The 17,247-nt window shown below is 45.2% G+C and carries 18 protein-coding genes; 14 read left to right on the forward strand and 4 right to left on the reverse strand.

The genetic code is table 11. The features are described from left to right. Positions 1-49 precede the first annotated feature (49 nt). The 5 genes from spo0A to ACL9RM_RS04165 all read left to right on the forward strand — a co-directional run bounded on the left by spo0A (position 50) and on the right by ACL9RM_RS04165 (position 5,552). Positions 50-853 (forward strand): sporulation transcription factor Spo0A, encoded by an 804-nt coding sequence (spo0A, locus tag ACL9RM_RS04145; RefSeq protein ID WP_023989239.1) that lies wholly within the window; start codon positions 50-52, stop codon positions 851-853. Between the two features lie 349 nt (positions 854-1,202). Continuing rightward, positions 1,203-1,952 (forward strand): class I SAM-dependent methyltransferase, encoded by a 750-nt coding sequence (locus ACL9RM_RS04150; protein WP_061829255.1) that lies wholly within the window; start codon positions 1,203-1,205, stop codon positions 1,950-1,952. A gap of 483 nt (positions 1,953-2,435) precedes the next feature. Further along, positions 2,436-4,136, forward strand: coding sequence for a methyl-accepting chemotaxis protein (locus tag ACL9RM_RS04155; protein WP_250268732.1), 1,701 nt, complete (start codon positions 2,436-2,438; stop codon positions 4,134-4,136). A gap of 163 nt (positions 4,137-4,299) precedes the next feature. Continuing rightward, complete coding sequence (locus ACL9RM_RS04160; RefSeq protein WP_241081057.1) at positions 4,300-4,806, forward strand: hypothetical protein; 507 nt, start codon at positions 4,300-4,302, stop codon at positions 4,804-4,806. A 341-nt stretch (positions 4,807-5,147) separates the two neighbouring features. Further along, entirely contained in the window at positions 5,148-5,552 is a 405-nt protein-coding gene (locus ACL9RM_RS04165) for a hypothetical protein (RefSeq protein ID WP_250268731.1), read from the forward strand. Between the two features lie 106 nt (positions 5,553-5,658). On the opposite strand, the gene ACL9RM_RS04170 is transcribed toward ACL9RM_RS04165, so the two are convergent. Next, entirely contained in the window at positions 5,659-6,435 is a 777-nt protein-coding gene (locus tag ACL9RM_RS04170; RefSeq protein ID WP_250268730.1) for a sporulation protein, read from the reverse strand. Between the two features lie 171 nt (positions 6,436-6,606). Continuing rightward, on the reverse strand, positions 6,607-7,203 hold the full coding sequence (locus tag ACL9RM_RS04175) for a thymidine kinase (protein ID WP_023989232.1): 597 nt from the start codon (positions 7,201-7,203) through the stop codon (positions 6,607-6,609). A gap of 208 nt (positions 7,204-7,411) precedes the next feature. On the opposite strand from ACL9RM_RS04175, the gene ACL9RM_RS04180 reads away from it, so the two are divergent. The 6 genes from ACL9RM_RS04180 (at position 7,412) to lipB (ending at position 13,575) form a co-directional block, all read left to right on the forward strand. After that, positions 7,412-7,645, forward strand: coding sequence for a hypothetical protein (locus tag ACL9RM_RS04180; RefSeq protein ID WP_069289844.1), 234 nt, complete (start codon positions 7,412-7,414; stop codon positions 7,643-7,645). Between the two features lie 126 nt (positions 7,646-7,771). Then, positions 7,772-9,193 (forward strand): dihydrolipoyl dehydrogenase, encoded by a 1,422-nt coding sequence (gene lpdA, locus ACL9RM_RS04185; protein ID WP_250268729.1) that lies wholly within the window; start codon positions 7,772-7,774, stop codon positions 9,191-9,193. A gap of 140 nt (positions 9,194-9,333) precedes the next feature. Then, positions 9,334-10,362 carry a thiamine pyrophosphate-dependent dehydrogenase E1 component subunit alpha gene (locus tag ACL9RM_RS04190; RefSeq protein ID WP_250268728.1) on the forward strand — a complete coding sequence of 343 codons (1,029 nt, stop codon included), beginning with the start codon at positions 9,334-9,336 and terminating at the stop codon, positions 10,360-10,362. Positions 10,363-10,364: 2 nt separating this feature from the next. After that, positions 10,365-11,351, forward strand: a complete 987-nt coding sequence (locus ACL9RM_RS04195) for an alpha-ketoacid dehydrogenase subunit beta (RefSeq protein WP_039270974.1) — start codon at positions 10,365-10,367, stop codon at positions 11,349-11,351. An 88-nt stretch (positions 11,352-11,439) separates the two neighbouring features. Next, positions 11,440-12,831, forward strand: coding sequence for a dihydrolipoamide acetyltransferase family protein (locus ACL9RM_RS04200; RefSeq protein WP_250268727.1), 1,392 nt, complete (start codon positions 11,440-11,442; stop codon positions 12,829-12,831). A gap of 45 nt (positions 12,832-12,876) precedes the next feature. Continuing rightward, complete coding sequence (lipB, locus tag ACL9RM_RS04205; RefSeq protein ID WP_039270978.1) at positions 12,877-13,575, forward strand: lipoyl(octanoyl) transferase LipB; 699 nt, start codon at positions 12,877-12,879, stop codon at positions 13,573-13,575. A gap of 119 nt (positions 13,576-13,694) precedes the next feature. Here the strand turns inward: lipB and prli42 are convergent, their stop codons facing one another. Beyond that, on the reverse strand, positions 13,695-13,799 hold the full coding sequence (gene prli42 / locus ACL9RM_RS04210; RefSeq protein ID WP_250268726.1) for a stressosome-associated protein Prli42: 105 nt from the start codon (positions 13,797-13,799) through the stop codon (positions 13,695-13,697). A gap of 85 nt (positions 13,800-13,884) precedes the next feature. Here prli42 and ACL9RM_RS04215 point away from each other — a divergent pair, with 85 nt between their 5' ends. Next, positions 13,885-15,018, forward strand: coding sequence for a tripeptidase T (locus ACL9RM_RS04215; protein WP_250268725.1), 1,134 nt, complete (start codon positions 13,885-13,887; stop codon positions 15,016-15,018). 71 nt (positions 15,019-15,089) lie between these two features. Here the strand turns inward: ACL9RM_RS04215 and mciZ are convergent, their stop codons facing one another. Beyond that, positions 15,090-15,233, reverse strand: coding sequence for a Z-ring formation inhibitor MciZ (gene mciZ, locus ACL9RM_RS04220; RefSeq protein ID WP_076159536.1), 144 nt, complete (start codon positions 15,231-15,233; stop codon positions 15,090-15,092). A gap of 125 nt (positions 15,234-15,358) precedes the next feature. On the opposite strand from mciZ, the gene ACL9RM_RS04225 reads away from it, so the two are divergent. Both ACL9RM_RS04225 and ACL9RM_RS04230 read left to right on the forward strand, forming a co-directional pair. Further along, positions 15,359-15,970: an NUDIX domain-containing protein gene (locus ACL9RM_RS04225; RefSeq protein WP_414126203.1), complete on the forward strand. Its 612-nt coding sequence runs from the start codon at positions 15,359-15,361 to the stop codon at positions 15,968-15,970. Between the two features lie 4 nt (positions 15,971-15,974). Continuing rightward, positions 15,975-17,171, forward strand: a complete 1,197-nt coding sequence (locus ACL9RM_RS04230) for an endonuclease Q family protein (protein ID WP_250268724.1) — start codon at positions 15,975-15,977, stop codon at positions 17,169-17,171. The last annotated feature ends 76 nt before the right edge of the window (positions 17,172-17,247 follow it).

A 17,247-nucleotide genomic window follows, 5' to 3' on the forward strand; every position in this document is an offset into this window, starting at 1 on the left:
CTGTAAACAGATATCACAATGGAATATCACTCAATGAGGAGGAAGTACATTGCAAAAAATTGAGGTATTGTTGGCTGATGACAACCGGGAATTTACGAATTTGCTTGCTGAATATATTTCCGATCAGGAGGATATGGAAGTTACAGGAATCGCCTATAACGGCGAAGAAGTGCTCCAACGCATCGCAGAATCCCGCAACATACCTGATGTACTTATTTTAGATATTATTATGCCTCATCTGGATGGTCTCGGTGTATTGGAGCGTTTAAGAGAAATGAACCTGACTCCACAGCCGAAAATCATTATGCTGACTGCATTCGGTCAAGAAAATATTACACAGAGGGCCGTACAGCTCGGGGCATCTTATTATATTTTGAAGCCGTTTGACATGGAAGTGCTGGCTAACCGTGTTCGCCAATTAGTGGGGCCGCAGTTAGTTAGCAGCAGTCCGGTGACCATTTCATCCATGCGGTCCAACGTTGTACCTATGGGTAAGACGAAAAACCTGGATGCCAGTATCACGGCCATCATACATGAAATTGGTGTACCAGCTCACATCAAGGGCTATCAATATTTACGCGAAGCCATTACGATGGTGTACAATAATATCGAAATTTTGGGAGCCATCACCAAAACATTATATCCGGCAATCGCCGAAAAGTTCAAAACGACGGCATCTCGCGTAGAACGCGCCATTCGTCATGCTATCGAGGTAGCATGGACCCGTGGAAATATCGACAGCATTTCACACCTGTTCGGGTACACCATTAATATCAGTAAGTCCAAACCAACCAATTCAGAGTTCATAGCGATGGTAGCAGATAAGCTGAGAATTGAGAACAAGGTGTCCTGAAAGGGTCAGAATGATTGATGAAGCAAGGGATTTTTGTGGTTTTACGTTTATCAATGATAATTGCAGGGATGGCTATTAATTTCCAAAACAGCCGACCCGATCCGATAAACTTCTGAATAGTAGACAACTAATACCGCCTATTTATTGGTTCTTCCAAGAACCAGTAAATAGGCGGTATTTTTTATAAACGATTTTGAATTTCAATTGGACAATTTAAAGTTTTCTTCAATTATCATCATTTTCATTACTTTCAGTAGTCGTTCTATTAAGGGAGAAAGTTGTTAAAATACTGAATGATATCGGTCTGCTATCCCGTAGTATTTATCACTAATTGGAAGGTGGAAAGAAAATGAATTCAATAGAGTATAAAGAGTTTTATAATAAGATTGGAAAAATCAACGGCTGGAATTTCAGCAATGTGAAATGTATCTCCAAAGGAGTAAAATGGGACTTCTACAATGAAGTAGCGAAGACATGCAAGAAGTCGGATATATTGCTTGACATCGGTACTGGCGGCGGGGAAGCAATTTTATCAATAGCAGATTCTGCATTACTTTTAGTTGGGATTGACCATTCCACCGGAATGATTGAAACAGCAACCAAGAATTCTGCTGAATCAGACATAGCAAATGTTCGTTTTCTCCAGATGGATGCTGAAAATCTAAATTTTCCTGAGAACTTCTTTAATGTAATCTCTTCTCGACATTCATGTTTTTATGCAAAAGAAATAGCAAAGGTGTTAGTAAAGGATGGTATGTTCCTGACACAGCAAGTAAGCGAAAACGACAAATTAAATATTAAAGAAGCGTTTGGAAGAGGACAGGCATGGGGTGCTAAGAAAGACTCGTTAAAAGCTCAATATATTACCGAATTAAGTGACGCGGGCTTTAAGGACATACAGTCATTTGAATTCAATGCAACCGAATATTATCAGACTCCTGCAGACTTAATATTTCTCTTGAAACACACACCAATTATTCCCAACTTCGGAGAAGAAGAAATTGATTTTCAAATACTCCAACAATTTATTTTGGACAATCAAACCGAATTAGGAATAAGGACAAATTCAGAACGATTTATGGTGAATGCTAGGAAGTAAAACATAAAGGGATACCCGTTTTTGGGTATCCTCAGAGTGTCGAGAAAGTCCAGAGGACTTTTCGACACTTCTATTTTTATATGGGGAGACGCATCTTTTAAAACAAAAATCGATTTAAAACGATCTGAGGACCCTAGTTTTTAGACCACTAAGACAGTTTTAAACCCCCTGCAAAAAAACAGGGGGTTTCTCGACAGCCTGGGGATACCCGTTTTTGGGTATCCTTTTTTTAAGTTTGATGGAATAAGTGAATAAAGATTTTCAGCATCTCCCTCCCTATATGACGGTACAATTGTTGGGGATTATAAAACATAATGCTCTCCACGAGGTTATAAAATAAACCTGGATCAGTTGCACCAACCATCACGAAGAAAAATTTCCCTTTTGTAAACAGTTCTGAAATTCTCTTTAAATTTGATATAAACAATGTGTCGTTTGTTGTCGATATAGTATCTAATATAAAGAGAACTGAGGAGCGAATATATGAAATTTAACATTCGAACAAAATTGATATTGGGTTTTCTTGCAGTAATAATATTATTGATTGTCATTAGTACAACATCTATCTCAAAAATGAAAAATTTAGGCGACACTTCGATGGAAATAGATAGCCATTGGATGCCAAGTGTGACTATCCTGGGAACACTAAATGGTGATATATCTGATGTAGAGCGGATCTCATTAAACATTATTGTAGAACGTGACCCAGAAGAAATGGAGAAGGTTCAGGCCGAATATGATAAGGTTTTAAAAAAGGTTGAGGACGATCGAAAAATATACGAAAAATTAATTGCTACCCCTAAAGAACGTGAAATGTATGAAGAATTCTCCAAAAATTATACGGAGTATTTGGCTAAGTTGCCAGAAATGATTGAAGCGGGGAAAGCTAATGATTACACTCAATCAAGCATCCTTCATCAAGAGTCCTATAAGTTATGGTATAGTTCAAACGATATGATCAGTCAGCTCATTAAATTGAATGCAGATGGATCTAAACAGACTACGAAAGAAGCTGTTGACAACTTTATTTCAGGTAGACAACTGGTCATCGTTTTGAGTATAGCAGCCGTTATATTAGCATTGATCATGGCAATCATCATAGCCCAAATTATATCTAAACCTATCTTGCGAATCAGTCGTGCTGCTGAAAGTATCGCATCGGGTGATCTTACAAGTGAAGCTATCATTGTGAAGGGCAAGGATGAGATCAGTACGTTGGCACATTCCTTTAATGTCATGGTTGAGAACCTTCGTGAACTGATTCAATCTGTGAGTAAGACGACTGAGCTGGTAACCACTTCCTCAGAAGAATTGACGGCCAGCGCAGAGCAAAATAGCCAAGCTTCTGCACAAATAACCGAAACGGTGCAAGAAGTAGCTACTGGAACAGGAGACCAGGTAGATATGGTGACGAAATCGTCCCAAGCTATTGAGGAAATGTCTATCGGTGTTGAGCAAATCGCCATCCGCGCGCAAAATGTATTCGCATCTGCGCAAGATGCGGCCCATAAATCGGCTGAAGGTAACCAGATGATTCAACAGGCAGTTACGCAGATGAATGCCGTGAATGATTCGATGAATGGATTGGCAGATCTCATGGCTGGATTGGGAGAGCGCTCAGACGAAATTGGCAAGATCATTGATGTTATCACCAATATTTCTAGTCAGACCAACCTTCTTGCCTTGAACGCTGCGATTGAAGCGGCCCGCGCAGGGGAACATGGTCGCGGATTTGCTGTAGTTGCAGGCGAAGTTCGCAAGTTGGCCGAACAATCGGCTCATTCTGCTCAACAAATTACGGAGCTTGTGGGATTGATTCAAAAGGATACTACCCATGCTATTGAGGCGGTAGCGTCCAACGGGAAGGATGTCATGACAGGTCGTGAAGTTGTACAAAATGCAGGCACATCCTTTGAACTCATTCAGGAAACCGTAAATAAAGTGGCCAGTGAAATTGAAGAGGTTTCTGCCGGATCAGAACAAATGTCTGCAAGTACTGATGAGATTGTTGGTTTTGTCAGACAAATTTCAGCGATTGCTGAAGAAGCCGCAGCAGGGACACAACACGTATCTGCCGCAACTCAGGAACAGCTGGCATCTATGGAGGAAATTGCTTCTTCTGCAAGAAATCTGTCCCAAATGGCGGAAGACCTGCAAGGGCAAATTGGTAAATTCAAAGTATAATTCGTATACTGCTTTTTATGTTTAAGAGGAACTAGCTGCTCTATTGTGAGCGGCTTTTTTCTGTTTTTTTATTAATATATTGTGATTAAAGGGTGGAGATATGAGGAGCCTGTAATTGGAACGATATGATATAATGGTGTGAAATTCTTTGGGTTGGAGTGACATGATGGATAATAAGACTGAACTTAAAGCAAGTGAACTACGTCAGTTAGCGATAGACAAAATTATAGCTACACCATTTTTGAGTGATTTTAAATATCTGAAAATCAGAAAAGTTTTGAAAAAAGAAACCAAGGAATTTATATTTGAAATTAGTTTTGGTGCGACTAAATATGGTGCATTAAAAGTTTATATTGTCGTAGAATCCAAAAAAATAAAAAAGAAGTATAGTACTGGGGCTTGTTTTCACAGTGAATTGATTGCTCTGACCAAGAAATATACGGAAAACAGGGATTACCTTGTGTCCACAGAAGCAGAAAGAGAACGAGTGATCCAAGAGATCGTTGAAGATATCTACGCTTTTGCGTTGCCCTTTTTCAAGCGATTCGAACATGTAGAAACACTAGCAGAACAAGTACATAAGTCAGGCTTTTTACCGCATCGCAAACGCTTTGATAAGTTTAATCCGTTGACGAAAAGATTCATTGATTTTTATTATCAAGGGGAGTAATGTAGCCATCTGGGCCATTTTTATTCTCACCATTGGGCTATGATAAGGAGAACGATCTTCATAGAGGGGATATTATCGTTTTTCAAAAGGATGATGTACAATTTGTAAAACGGGTCAATGTACTCCTCAGGAAAAGATGATTTACCTAATATGCTCAGTTAGAGGCGAGTCGGATGTTGCACGGGAGGGTACGATTTTTATATGGAGACAATCGGATGAACAGCACAGAGGCTGTATACACGGGTATATTTCAATGAATAAAGCTATAGGCTAAGTCATCGCATTGAACGGGCTAGTGGTATTAACCCAATTGATTCTAAAGCAAAGGCGGGGATGAGAGCATGTGGTATAGTCTGACTTGGGTGTTCTTGGGCGTGTTGTTGGTGGCGTTGGGTTGGATTGTTAAAGTAAGGCGTAGTCGCAGCAGCAACAAACAAGTGAATGAACAGCGGGACAGTAATGTCGTTGAATTTCGTCCTCGTAAGTCCGCTCGACAATCCCGCACCCGTAATGAATCTAAGTCAAAAGTGTCTTCCGGTCCACGCACGAATGCAAAAGCAGCAGGTATTCAGGCCCAGACTGGGTTTGGACTGTCTGACTCTATCCAGGGCACAGGCAAGCAAAAATGCTCCTTTTGTAAAAAAGAAGACAAATTAACCTTCTATGCGGATGACAATGGATCGCTGTATGGGGTATGCAAAGAGTGTAAGCATAAGGCGGAAAGACAGGATATGTTGCCACTTTAGTCTATAAGACGATTGAGGACCATCATTAAAGAATTCTTTTAATTAATAAAAACTCCCAACCGATATAGTAAATTGGTTAGGAGTTTTTTGTTTGTATTTTACATTGTTATCTAATTTGCCTGTCAATTAGTTCCTCGAGTGCATCCGCTATGTGATCGGGTCCATAGGAGAGCTCTTCCCGGCTTAAACTCAACCAGGCATGACGCTCATCCATATCAAATGCAGTCTCAAGCCAACCAGATAACCCTCTGCCCCTGCGGTCTACTTCTACAAGCACATGCACACCCTCGGGTTCTAACTGCATAATCAGCTCTAGCTCCTCGATATCACGTGCATATTCTGATCCGGGCGTAAATTCAAATTCCTGTACGTACGGAACGCCGCGTCCCAGCTTAGGATGACGTTCGCAGGTGGAGGAGCGGAATCGGAAGCCCAACAGGTGAACCGCCTCAAACACTGTATTCATATAGGGATGTGGCTCGATTTTGAGTGAATCACGATCGGTCGGGTCCAAAGCCATGCCAATATCTAATGCTGTTTCCAGCCAGACGGGCTGTTTGGCGTGAGTAACAGGAGTTTCCAACGGCAATCTGAAGGAAAAAGGAATTTCAAGCTCCTGTCCTTGCTCTAGATGAAAGCCGTCAGATACCTTAATCCGTGCAATGCAGCAGGTGCTGATAGTTTTTTTATCATCGTGCTCCACGATATATTCTGTCTTGAGCTCGATGTCAATTTTGCCGATTTCCTGATCAATTTTGCCGCCTTTGATGCGCATGATGCCACTAAGTTCTTCCCCAGGCACATATACAGCTTGATCCACCAACGTATCGACTTTAGCTGAACCGATTCCTGCGCTTGCTAAGATTTTGTTAAAAAAACTCATTATTCCGTCCCCCCAGATAATCTCATGGTCATGATATACAAACGAAAACTAAAAACTTGTACAGCTTAACCGGATATACGGGGCAATGGTTCGATTCGTTCCAAAAAAATGCAAGAAAAAAGTTACTGGTACTCACGTAGGCATATTGCAGCTTGTCGATCTATCTGTCCACTAATCGCAGTTCACTTTATGAGGAGGTATAAAGCAATTTCGACAACGAGGCTCATAAGCCTCAGAGTCGCCGATCATCACAATAGGTCCCACAGTGGAAGGTTTACCATTTACCATACGTTGCGTAAATACTGCTTCCGAGCTACCGCAGACAGCGCAAAAGGAAGTCAGCTTCTCGATGTCATCCGCCATGGCGAGCAGACCACCGACATAGCCGAACTCTTTGCCTCGATAATCCAGATTCAGCCCATCGGCAATTACATGCTTGCCGCAATAAGCTAGCTCTTGTACAAGCGACATAATATGACGACTGAAAAACTGGACTTCGTCAAAGGCAACCACGTCGGCATCTTTTGTTTCTTGCAAAATACGCTGAACGAGCTCATCTGTAAGTTTTCTTGGGATAGAGATAGCGGGCAGCCGATATCCGATCCGGCTTACTATTTCGTCCTCGGCATAGCGGTTATCTTCAGCGGGTTTGTAAGCTACCACTTTACGATGCCCGTATTGGATTAGTTTTTGACAGCGGCGAATCAATTCGCCGGATTTTTCACTGAACATGGGGCCTGTAATAATCGTAATTCGTCCTGTAGGCAAAGCGAATTCCCCTCTCTGTAACATGTACATAACACTGTAAATCTTCTTCTCCGAAAGAAAACGCCATTATAGATTACCATAACCAGCCGTATACAGACTAGAGAAAATATATTGATTTTCGACATGTTTTTGTATGTCCATTTCTAAAACGTAAATGTGGTCGTCATTGCTCTGCCGCCGCGGGCATGATATGGTGAAGCGTAGTGGAATGAAGGGAAGAGTGAAAGGCATGGACGAAAAAAATACGGATTATAGTGCCAAAAAAGGAGCATTACTGGAGCAAGGGCTGATCAGCCCGCAAGCTCTAGAACTCATCACTGAGCTGGAGACAGAGCTGAACTTTCTGCGCAAGCAAAATGAATCATTTCGCAAGGCGCTGCGTGCCAAATCAGCACAAAGTTCAAGGATGTCTACTAAGTTACGAGATGCGCTGTATGAATGATATGGAAAGATATCTGGATTAAAGGGTTAGCTTTTTTGTAGCCTATGCCTAAACGCTATATTTTGTACAGTGAATTAAAGAGAGTACAATAAGCTATATATAATCAATTGTTAATGGAGGAGAAACATGACTATACATTGTGATGTCGCTATTTTGGGTGGAGGAACCGGGGGGTATGTAGCAGCCATTCGTGCCGCGCAGCTAGGCAAAGAAGTGGTTATCATCGAAAAGGACAAGCTTGGCGGAACCTGTCTGCACCGTGGTTGCATTCCGAGTAAGGCCTTGCTACGCAGTGCGGAAGTATATGCCACGATTAAAGAAAGTGCACAATACGGTATCGAGACATCGGGAGCACAGCTTGTATTTCCCAAGGTTCAGGAACGTAAGGAAGCCGTTGTGGAACAGCTGCATCAGGGCGTTCAATTTTTGATGCGTAAAAATAAAATTACGGTACTGAGCGGTAAGGGACGCGTGATTGGTCCGTCTATATTTTCTCCAAAAAGCGGAGCAGTTGCCGTGGAACTAGAAGACGGTGAGATGGAAACGATTGTTCCTGCACATCTCATTATTGCAACAGGATCACGCCCGCGTGTGCTGTCCGGACTAGAGCCAGATGGCGAATTTATTCTGAGCAGTGACGAAGCGTTAACGATGGAGGAGCTGCCAGCATCCCTGATTATCGTGGGCGGTGGTGTTATTGGCGTGGAGTGGGCTTCCATGCTAAATGATTTTGGCGTGGAGGTTACGGTGGTTGAAGCTGCGAATCGACTTATTCCCACGGAAGACGAAGACGTTTCGCGTGAAATGCAGCGCTTGTTAACCAAGCGTGGTGTCAAGGTGCTGACGGGTTCACAAGTGCTGGCTAAAACATACGGCAAAGATGAGGAAGGTGTGCAGATTGACGTGCAAAAAGGGGAAGAAACCGAAACCCTCAGCGCTTCCAAACTGCTCATTTCTGTAGGGCGTCAGGCAAATGTGGAAAATATCGGGCTGGAAAATACGGATATCCGCGTAGAGCGTGGCTTTATCTCAGTTAATGAACATTTGCAGACGAATGAACCACATATTTACGCCATTGGGGATTGCATCGGCGGCTTACAACTGGCGCATGCAGCGAGCCATGAAGGCTTGCAGGCGGTTCATCATCTGGCGGGCGAAGATTTTCACAGTGTACCTAACCATCTGATTCCGCGGTGTATTTATACACGTCCTGAAGCCGCAAGCGTCGGCTTAACGGAGCAAGAAGCCCGCGAGCGTGGACATCAGGTGAAGACAGGGAAGTTCCCTTTTCAAGCTATCGGAAAATCGCTAGTATACGGCAGTCGGGACGGCTTCGTCAAAGTAGTGGCCGACGACAAGACCAATGATATTCTCGGTGTACATATGATCGGTACGCATGTGACGGACCTGATCAGCGAGGCGGCTCTTGCGCAACTGCTGGATGCTACGCCGTGGGAAGTCGGACAGCTTATTCATCCGCATCCGACATTGTCGGAGATTTTGGGAGAAGCGATGCTGGCCGTTGATGGACAGGCGATTGGCATATAAACGTTTCAAATAAATCGGTGCTTTTCTTTTTGGGGAGAAAAGGATTATAATGGGGTTAGTCAGAGTTTAGTACCAGGTTTTAAGACAAGATGGTACTAGGTAATGGAAGTAGAATGTTTGACACTTAAGGAGGTGCCTCAATGAGTTCTAAAGGCGCTGTAGACGCTGGCTTCAGACATGAACAGCTGGGACTTACTCACGGACAAGTTATTGATATGTACAGATATATGTTGCTCGCAAGAAGATTTGACGAGCGCAACATGCTCCTGCAACGGGCAGGGAAAATTAATTTCCACGTTTCCGGCATTGGACAGGAGGCGGCACAAGTAGGTGCAGCTTTCGGCCTTGATCGGGAAAAGGACTATTTTCTTCCCTATTATCGGGATTATGGATTCGTGCTTGCGGTAGGAATGACGCCGCGTGAACTGATGCTGTCGGCATTTGCTAAAGCAGATGATCCCAATAGCGGTGGTCGCCAGATGCCAGGTCATTTTGGTAGTAAACGGCTGCGTATTGTGACAGGCTCCAGCCCAGTAACGACACAGGTTCCGCATGCAGTAGGTGTAGCTTTGGCTGCCAAAATGCAGAAAAAGGATTTTGTATCGTTTGTTACGTTTGGAGAAGGCTCCAGCAATCAGGGAGATTTTCACGAAGGCTGTAACTTTGCTGGTGTACAGAAGCTGCCAGTCATCATTATGTGCGAGAACAATCAATATGCGATATCGGTTCCGATTCATAAACAGTTGGCAGGCAAGGTAAGCGACCGTGCTTTGGGATATGGATTTCCAGGGATTCGAGTCGATGGTAATGATGCATTGGCGGTATATGCGGCGGTGAAGGAAGCACGCGAACGTGCTGTCCGCGGTGAAGGTCCTACGCTGATCGAAGCCATGATGTACCGACTGTCTCCTCACTCCACCTCGGATAATGATCTGGCTTACCGGACCAAGGAGGAAGTGGAAGAGAACTGGGCCAAGGATGGCGTAGCCCGTATGAAAAGCTACTTGATCGAATGCGGCATTTGGGATGAGGCCAAGGATGCGGATCTGTCGGCTGAGCTGCTGCTCGAAGTCAAGGAAGCGATTGAATATGCAGATAAAGCGCCTTTTCCAAAGCCCGAAGATACGCTGCTGCATGTGTATGCAGATAGCGATGGGGAGGGCCGGTAACGATGGCGATTATGGAATATATTGATGCGATTCGTCTTGCCATGAAAGAAGAGATGGAGCAGGATGAAACGGTTTTTGTATTAGGTGAGGATGTCGGGGTGAAGGGCGGTGTCTTTACAACGACAAAGGGGCTTATGGACCAATTCGGTGAGCAACGTGTCATGGATACGCCATTGGCTGAGTCGGCTATTGCCGGGGTTGCGATTGGTGCGGCCATGTACGGAATGAAGCCGATTGCCGAAATGCAATATTCGGACTTCATGCTTCCGGCGACCAATCAGATTATTAGTGAAGCAGCTAAAATCCGCTACCGCTCTAACAACGATTGGAACTGTCCTGTGGTAATCCGCGCGCCAATCGGTGGTGGGATCTTTGGCGGTTTGTATCACTCTCAGTGTCCAGAATCGATCTTTTTTGGTACGCCGGGTTTGAAAATTGTTGCTCCCTTTACCCCTTATGACGCAAAAGGATTGCTGAAAGCAGCCATTCGTGACCCTGATCCGGTGTTGTTTTTTGAAAATAAAAAATCCTACAAGCTGATCAAGGGTGAAGTGCCTGAGGATGATTATATCGTTCCGATTGGCAAGGCTAATCTATTACGTGAGGGTGACGATATTACGGTCATCGGTTATAGCCAGCCTTTGCATTTTGTCATGCAGGCTGCTGAGGAATTGGAGAAGGAAGAGGGCATTACCGCACATGTTGTGGATTTGCGTACACTCCAACCGTTGGACCGCGAAGCCATTGTTGAGGCTGCACGACATACAGGTAAGGTATTAATCGTGCATGAGGACAACAAAACGGGCGGCATCGGTGCCGAGGTATCGGCTATTATTAATGAGGAGTGTCTGTTCGAGCTGGATGCGCCGATTGAGCGTCTATGTGCTCCTGATGTACCAGCCATGCCGATCAGTCCACCGATGGAGAAGTTTTATATGTTAAACAAGGATAAAGTTAAGGAAGCCATGCGCCGTCTTGCAATGTATTAATATAGGGCAGATTGGACGAAAGCATTCGAAAAGTATAGCGGGGGTAGCGGTAAAACGCGCCCTCCTATGATGTTAAGGAGTTGAAAAAATGTCAGACCAAACACAATGGAACGACGTGACCATGCCACAATTGGCAGAATCGCTCGTATCGGCGACAATTGCCAAATGGCTCAAACAACCTGGTGAAACGGTAGAGCAATTCGAGCCGATTTGCGAGGTTATTACAGATAAAGTGAATGCAGAAATCCCATCCACGTTGGACGGCATTATGGGTGATCTGTTGGCAGAGGAAGGTCAGACAGTAGCGGTAGGAGAGTTGATATGCCGTATCCAGACGAAGTCGGCTGCACCTGCGGCGGCATCAGGGGCGACACCTGTTGTACCAGCATCTCAAAGTACCGTACAAACACAATCTCAGCAGGGTGCTGGATCGGATCAGTCCATGAGAGGACGTTTTTCCCCAGCGGTGCAAACCCTGGCTGCTGAGCATAATGTGGACTTAAGCCAAGTACCAGGCACGGGTATGGGGGGAAGAATTACCCGCAAAGACGTGCTGAATTATGTGCAGCAGGGCGGTTCTGCTCCCACTGGAGTATCTGGACAGCCGACTGCGACGACATCAGGACAAGGCTCTCCTTTTGCAGGAAGACAGCAGTCTGCCACTCAGCACGGTACACCGATTCAAAATATGGACCCTGCTATTCCGGTTCGTAACAGTGGGATTCATTTGACGGAGGCTCCAAAAGCTCCTGTGATCGAAGTTGAGGGTGGCAACAATAACAGATCCGAGTATTTTATTGATGTTACACCCATTCGCAGTGCAATTGCTCGCAATATGCGACAAAGCGTTTCCGAAATTCCACATGCTTGGACGACGATTGAGGTGGATGTGACCAACCTGGTGATGCTCCGCAACAAGATCAAAAACGAATTTAAGCAAAAAGAAGGCATTAACATTACGTATCTGGCTTTCCTCATGAAAGCAGTCGTGAATGCAATCAAGGAATATCCGATTATGAATTCGGTCTGGGCAGTGGACAAAATTATCGTCAAAAGAGACATCAATATTTCGCTAGCCGTAGGTACGGAGGACTCCGTTCTTACCCCTGTTATTAAAAAAGCGGATCAGAAAAATATTGCTGGATTAGCTCGTGAAATTGACGATTTGGCACGTAAAACCCGGGAAGGCACGCTCAAACTGGACGACATGCAAGGCGGAACGTTCACTGTAAACAACACAGGCTCCTTTGGTTCAATTTTATCTTATCCGGTGATTAATTATCCGCAGGCTGCAATTCTTACCTTTGAATCCATTGTCAAAAGACCCGTGGTTATTGATGATATGATTGCGGTCCGCTCGATGGCTAATTTGTGCTTGTCGCTGGATCATCGCATTTTGGACGGAGTGATTTGCGGACGATTCTTGCAACGGGTTAAAGAAAATCTAGAAGGCTACACTTTAGATACGAAGCTGTACTAATCATCCGAACAGTGGGGGAAATGTACGGAGAGGAAGTGACAGGCCGTGAACAGACGACCGCTTGATGTAACCTATACGAATAGGATGGAATATGCCCATGCATGGGATGTCCAGAAGGAGATCGTGGGAAAGCTGGATGCAGGAGAGGCAAGAGAAACGCTTATGCTTCTCCAGCATCCGCCGACCTATACGATTGGTTCTCAGCGGCATCCTGAACATCTGCTCCTCACACCAGAGCAACTGAAGGAGCAGGGAATCAGCGTCTTTCAGATTGACCGGGGGGGAGACATTACATATCATGGGCCGGGGCAGCTTGTCGGATATCCTCTACTTATGCTCGGCAACCGGGAGGCGCTGAATCTGCACGGATACCTTCGAAGTCTGGAAGAAGTGATCATCCGGTTGTTGGCATCTTATGGAGTTGAAGGAAGCCGTAAGCCTGAATATACGGGGGTATGGATCGGGAATCTTAAAATTGCGGCCATTGGCGTCAAATTCAACAAGTGTAAGCACCGTCGGGGCTTCGTAACCAGCCATGGCTTTGCCTTTAACATCAAATCAGGGATACAGCACGAGGGCTTTGAGGGCATTGTCCCGTGCGGAATTCAGGAATACGGTGTGACATCATTGGAGGACTGCATACAGAAGCCTATATCGGTGGAGCAGATTGCGAAGGAAATTGTACCGTACTTTGAACAGCAATTTTCATTTGTTGCGCAATGGCAAACGCATTCTTTCCAATAAAGTAAGGCGGGCTATTGTGTATCTACACGGAAGCCCGCCTGTTTGCTTTGCGTAACAGCTCGTCCACTCGAGGCCTCAATAGTGCCTTAGAGCAGCCGGATACCTTGAACGGTAATTTATTATAGTGGCATAATAAACGGCTCAATTACCATGAACAGCGTAGAACCAATCATAGCTGCGAGCATAATGTAGATGAAAAAACGAACCCATTTTTTGTTCGACATGTGTAACTCCTTTAGGATAGGTTTAAGTCATAGATAAGAACATCTATCCGTATTGTAGCGTAATCGGGAAAGAGAGGAAAGTTTAATGACAGTAAAAGTAGTAAAAGACCGAATCGTACAGGAATTTATGGAACTCGTACAGGTGGATAGCGAAACGAAAAATGAGCAGGAAATATCACGTGTTCTAAAAGAAAAGTTTAATGCACTCGGGCTGGAAGTAATGGAAGACGATTCTCGTGAAAGAACCGGACATGGTTCAGGCAATCTGATCGTCACCTGGAAAGCGGAAGGTGTGGAGCAAGCAACCAAATTGTTTTTTACCTGCCACATGGATACCGTTACTCCGGGTAAAGGCATTAAGCCACAGTTGGGTGAGGATGGCTGGATTCGTAGTGACGGTTCAACGATTCTGGGGTCTGACGACAAGGCGGGAATTGCTGCTTTGTTCGAGGCGATTCGTGTCGTGCGCGAGCAGAATATTCCCCATGGTCAAATCCAGTTCGTGATTACGGCTGGCGAGGAATCTGGATTGATGGGTGCACGGGCGATGAAGCCGGAAGTGCTAGATTCTGATTTCGGATATGCTTTGGATTCAAATGGTGAGGTCGGCTCTATTTGTATAGCTGCCCCAACGCAGGCACGTATTGAAATGAAGATAACTGGGAAGTCCGCTCATGCGGGGGTAAATCCCGAAGATGGCATTAGTGCCATTCAGGTCGCTTCTAAAGCAATTTCTAAAATGAAACTAGGACGGATTGATAAGGAAACGACCGCTAACATCGGCAGTTTCGAGGGCGGCGGCGCGACAAATGTGGTATGCGATTTTGTATTGATCCGTGCAGAGGCTCGTAGTATTGTGCAAGAAAAGGTTAATCATCAAATCCAGCATATGCGTGAAGCACTGGAAACCACCACACGTGAATTTGGTGCACAGGGAGAGTTCCGCAGTGAAGTCATCTATCCGGCATTCAGCTTTACGGAGCATGATGAAGTTGTACAGGTTGCTCAGCGTGCGATTCAAAGACTGGGACTGGCAACGCCAACTTTCCATTCCGGTGGTGGCTCAGATGCTAATGTATTCAACGGGCTTGGAATTCCAACGGTGAATTTGGCTGTGGGCTACCAGAACATCCATACAACAGAGGAAAAGATTAAGGCCGATGACCTGGTGAAGGTTGCTGAAGTTGTCGTAGCTCTGATTCAAGAAACCACAAAATAAATTTGTATTATACACTTGCAACATACTGAAAAAAGGTTCAGGTTAAAGACAGGAACAGTGTTCCTTCGTCTTTAGACCTGAACCTTTTTTGGAACAGCTAGCGAAGCGATGGTGGCTGTAGGGCCATGTTCCTTTTGCCATTGACGCAAGAGTGCTTGAATCTGCCAGGCTTTACCAACGATATGGAGGGTGCTTTCAGTACGGTAGCTTTTCATTTCTGCATCTCCTCAGGACAGGAAGTTTGTTATTCTACCACCAGCATATGTACAAAGTGGACAAGTTAGACTAACTTTGGTGATAATTAATAAAGAAAGATAGATATGAAGGAGGAAACTTACCGATGAACGAGCAAACGAACGGACAATTGAACAATCCAACAAACGATGCACATCGCAAGCCTTATTCCAATCCTGCGCTGGAGGAAAAGACCGTGTCCACACAGCCTATCTTTGAGGGAAAGGTCATTACATTACAGGTAGACACGGTAGAGCTTCCCGACGGCTCCACTGGCAAGCGTGAGATCGTAAAGCATCCAGGTGCGGTGGCTGTTTTGGCTCTACATGAAGGGAAAATGCTGGTCGTGGACCAGTACAGACAGGCGATGGGGCGCTGTGAGGTAGAAATTCCTGCAGGTAAGCTAGAGCGGGGTGAAGACCCGATGGAAGCAGCGGGGCGGGAGCTGAGAGAAGAGACAGGTTTTACTGCCAAGTCGTTGAAGCTGCTGCACTCCTTTTATACCTCTCCTGGCTTTGCGGATGAAATCATTCATCTGTATGTGGCCGAAGAACTGGAGTTAGGTGAGATGGAACCGGATGAGGATGAATTTCTGGAGCTGTTTGAGGTGACGCTGGAAGAAGCACAGACGCTCATTCGTGAAGGACGGATAAGTGATGCTAAAACGATTCTGGCCGTCTATGCATGGCAACTCCGCCAACTTACAGGGAGCTTCTAAGCGTATGGATGAAAATATAGTAGAACTTAACGACTACTTTGCAGACTTGCATATTCATATTGGCAGGACAGAGAAGGGAAATCCGGTCAAAATTAGTGGCAGCCGCGATCTGACCTTTGCCAACATAGCTAAGGAAGCCTCCGGTCGCAAAGGAATTGGGCTGATCGGTATCATTGACTGCCATGCACCTAATGTACAGGAGGATATTCGTACCTATTTACATACGGGTGAAATGAAGGAAATCAGCGGCGGGGGTATCGCATACCGGGATACGGTCATTCTCCTTGGCACGGAGCTGGAAATACGTGCTGAAGGTCGTCCTGAGGCGCACGTACTGGCCTATTTTCCAGATCTGGCGGCGATGGAGGATTTTACCCAATGGCTGGCCCGGCATATGAAAAATGTTAATCTCAGCTCACAACGAATCTATGCACCGCCACGTGAGTTGCAGCAGCAAATTTACGGACGTGGAGGCATTATGGTGCCTGCGCACGTCTTTACTCCTCATAAGGGCATATACGGCAGTTCAGCGGCTCGTATGGAGGAACTGCTGGATATGGAGCTCATTAGTGGGGTGGAGCTGGGGCTGAGCGCAGATTCATCTATGGCCGGTTTGATTTCGGAACTGGATCGCTTCAGCTTTCTCACGAATTCAGATGCCCATTCACTTGGGAAAATCGGACGAGAATACAATAAATTATCACTGGCAAAGCCGTGTTTTGATGAATTCAGAATGGCTTTAGAGCGTCGTGAAGGACGAGGGGTGCGTGCCAATTACGGATTAAATCCGAAACTGGGCAAATACCATCGTTCATACTGTCAAAGCTGCGGTACGATTATTGACGAGCAACAGATGGCGGATGAACGTTGTCCTGACTGTGGTCATACCAAGCTTGTGCGAGGTGTGTTGGATCGAATATGGAGCATTGCCGACCGTGAGCAACCCATGATTCCGTCCCATCGTCCGCCGTACATTTACCAGATTCCACTGGAGTTTATTCCAGGTCTGGGCAAAGCCAAGCTGAACCAGCTACTGGCTGCATTTGGAACAGAAATGAATATTTTACATGAGGTTACACAGGAGGAGTTAGTAGCAGTCGTCGGAAAAGTGCTGGCAGAGCAAATTGTGCTTTCACGCGAGGGGCGACTGTCGCTTGTATCCGGTGGTGGTGGAACATACGGCAAAATAGCTAAGTCCTAGTAAAGTCTTGTCCCTCTAAAGGCATATCAGCGTCTGCTTGTTCATAACCATAAATTATCTATGCCGCTGGCTTGGC

It is taken from the genome of Paenibacillus sp. S29 (genome assembly GCF_049319765.1).
Classification (GTDB): Bacteria; Bacillota; Bacilli; order Paenibacillales; family Paenibacillaceae; genus Paenibacillus; species Paenibacillus polymyxa_B.